Here is a 2,890-nt window from a genome sequence, read left to right as displayed (position 1 = left end):
ACTGTCCCCAAAATCACAGGAATAAACAAATTAGTCATGATGGCAATTGTTGATGTAGGGACTACTCATCTGTTGTTATCAGAATACTCAATTACGATCGCCTCCGATCGTCACTCTCCAAGGGATGGGAATCGATGACATGTATTTCAGAGATTGCTGTGCTGTTCTCAAAAAGCAATGCTACACTGAGCCGCATTCTGAGTTATCTAAGGCTCTGTCCCTGACTATGGAGGGCTGTTATAATGCACTGCTCAACACAGAATTACCTATGTAATGATCAGCCCAAGCAGCAGATCGTTGTTGTGACTAGTGTAATAGTAGCTGTGCTGGGTAGCGTGGCAGCAGTGGCATTTCCTGTTCAAGCTCAATACAGCCCTACAGTTGTCACCGGAAATCCATTGCCAGTGCCTGTGCTGCCTAGTCTAGACAGCCCGCTGCCTCTCTCTGTTACGTCGTTTAATCCGGCAGCCGAGCTAGGCAATGTCTATGTTGTGTACGTGTCTGGTGGGGATGAAGCTACCCTAGCTCAGGTGCGCCAAGTTGAGCCAGGTGCGTTTCGCCGACTGCGAAATGGGCAATCTGTGATTCAAGCGGGAGCATTTGTGGGTCAAGGTAATGCCATGCAGCGAGCCAGCCAACTGCAAGTATTGGGACTGTCAGCTCAGGTTGAGTTAATTGCAGGCTGGCAAACGGCAGGTGGTGGTAGTGTGGCTAGTTTTGGGGGTGAACAACCTGGTCTGTCAGCGCCGCCAGTTGCATTTTCAACATCACCGGGCATGGTTGATGCAGCTCAGAGCATAACGTTCACAGCCCCCTCAACACCGGCTACAGGTGTTGCAATCGCTACTTCTGTAATTCCGTCCCAGGTCTATAGCTCTAGTTCTGCTGTTCAAACACAGGTTAATCCCGTTACTAGTCAGCCTAACTTTTCGGGTTATTATTTTGTTGTCATCCCTGGACAAGGTGAGCAATTGTCAACTATCGGCGATCGCTTGCAACAGTTGGGAGCACAGCCGGGTACCTTTTTTTCCCGTACTCAACCCATTGGCCCCCACATAGCCATGGGGCCATTTCCAAATCGGGGTGCGGCTGAAGAGTGGAACCGCTATCTCCGGGGCTATGGCTTAGATGCACGAGTTTACTACGAACGTTAACCCAGCCGCCATTAGCGACCAGCAAGAGCAGCGGCAACGTTGGGTTGTAACCGCAGAGCAGATGCAGGCGATCGAGGCTCGTCTGTTTGCGGCTGGAATGCCTGTAGCAGCACTGATGGAGAAGGTTGCTGGCTTAATTACCCGTCAGTTGGTGAGGTGGTATCCTCTAAGCAGCACAAAGTGCGTGGGCCTGTTAGTAGGCCCCGGTCATAATGGTGGTGATGCCCTTGTCGTAGCGCGAGAATTACATCATCAAGGCTATAGCGTTCAGGTTTACTGTCCTGTAACTACCTTAAAGGAGCTAACTGCTAGTCATTTTCGCTACATTACGAGTTTGGGTATTCCCTGCTACGATCGCCTTGACCCGTTGCAAACCTGTGATTTGCTGATTGATGGCTTGTTTGGAGTTGGCCTCACTCGCCCTGTGCAAGGGACGATCGCAGCAGCCATTGACCAAGTAAACCAGTGGTCGATACCGGTCGCTAGTATCGACTTGCCCTCAGGACTGCATACCGACACCGGTGAAGTGCTAGGCACGGCCATTCGAGCTACCCATACCCTTTGCTTAGGTCTATGGAAACGAGGGCTATTGCAGGATCACGCCCTAGACTATGTTGGCGAGGCCACATTAATTGATTTCGACTGTCCTCTGCCAGAGATTACTGCTGTCGTAGGTGAATCACCCCCTGTACAGCGAATTACGCCTGCCATGGCAATCGTCCACCTACCACTACACCGTCCCCCGGCTACCCACAAGTATCACATGGGTCACCTGTTGATTGTTGCTGGCTCACGTCGCTATCCTGGTGCTGCCATTTTGACTGGGTTAGGGGCAAAGGCAACAGGCGTAGGGATGCTGACGATCGCTGTGCCCACATCTCTTAAGTCTCTAGTCTTAGCCCATATGCCTGACGCTGTTGTCATTGGCTGCCCAGAAACTAGTGAGGGCACGATTGTGCCCAGTGCTATGACGGAGCTATTGACTAGCAACTATAGTGCTATCGCCTGCGGTCCTGGCCTTAGCTTAGATGCAGGTGCAGTTGTGTCTGCAATTCTAGCTGATACTCGTCCCTTGGTGCTGGATGCTGATGGACTAAACGTGCTAGCCACCATGACCGCTGGTGCAGACGATGCTAGTAGGCCGTGGATACCACGGATTGCCCAGCGCCCGGCTGCCACTATTCTGACTCCTCACATGGGCGAGTTTAGGCGGCTGTTTCCCCACCTCCAGACCCATGATCGCATCACCCTTGTCCAGCAGGCAGCCACGGAGAGCGGCGCGATTGTTCTGCTTAAAGGAGCACGCACTACAATCGCCCAGCCCGACGGTTGCACTTGGATTAACCCCAACAGTACCCCCGCTCTAGCCAGAGGTGGCAGTGGCGATGTGCTGACAGGAGCGATCGCAGGCTTACTTGCTCAACCCTCAACCCTGTCGGGTACTCATCACGCTACTGCCATCACCTATACGGCTACTTGGTGGCACGCTCAGGCAGGTATTCTTGCTGCCCAAGAGCGCACCGACTTGGGTGTTGATGCCCTTACGCTCAGTCAGTATCTAGTTCCTAGTGCCAGAAAAACACTATCAACTCTACAGCCTGTAGGGCACGACATTCCATAGATGCCGCCGACAACACTGGGTGAGGACTGAAGTCCTCACTACAAACGTCCCGGCAAACCGTAGATGCCGCCGACAACACTAGGTGAGGACTAAAGTCCTCGCTACAAACGTCCCG

Annotated in this window: 2 protein-coding genes; both read left to right on the top strand. The window is 52.7% G+C overall.

What is annotated here, in order from left to right; all coding sequences use genetic code 11:
- Positions 1-302: 302 nt before the first annotated feature.
- Complete coding sequence (locus NZ772_16645) at positions 303-1,154, top strand: hypothetical protein (protein MCS6815184.1); 852 nt, start codon at positions 303-305, stop codon at positions 1,152-1,154.
- The gene (locus NZ772_16640; GenBank protein ID MCS6815183.1) at positions 1,129-2,775 is read left to right on the top strand and encodes an NAD(P)H-hydrate dehydratase; all 1,647 of its coding nucleotides are present in this window, start codon (positions 1,129-1,131) and stop codon (positions 2,773-2,775) included. Before NZ772_16645 ends, NZ772_16640 begins: the two co-directional genes overlap by 26 nt.
- The last annotated feature ends 115 nt before the right edge of the window (positions 2,776-2,890 follow it).

The organism is Cyanobacteriota bacterium, assembly GCA_025054735.1.
Classification (GTDB): domain Bacteria; phylum Cyanobacteriota; class Cyanobacteriia; order SKYG9; family SKYG9; genus SKYG9.
Note: the sequence above shows the minus strand (reverse complement) of the source record. Positions and strands in the feature narration are given on the sequence as shown.

What these genes read in the sequence shown, in the direction of transcription:
- NZ772_16640 (MCS6815183.1), top strand. Translation starts at nt 1,129, where the DNA reads ATGCACGAGTTTACTACGAACGTTAACCCAGCCGCCATTAGCGACCAG.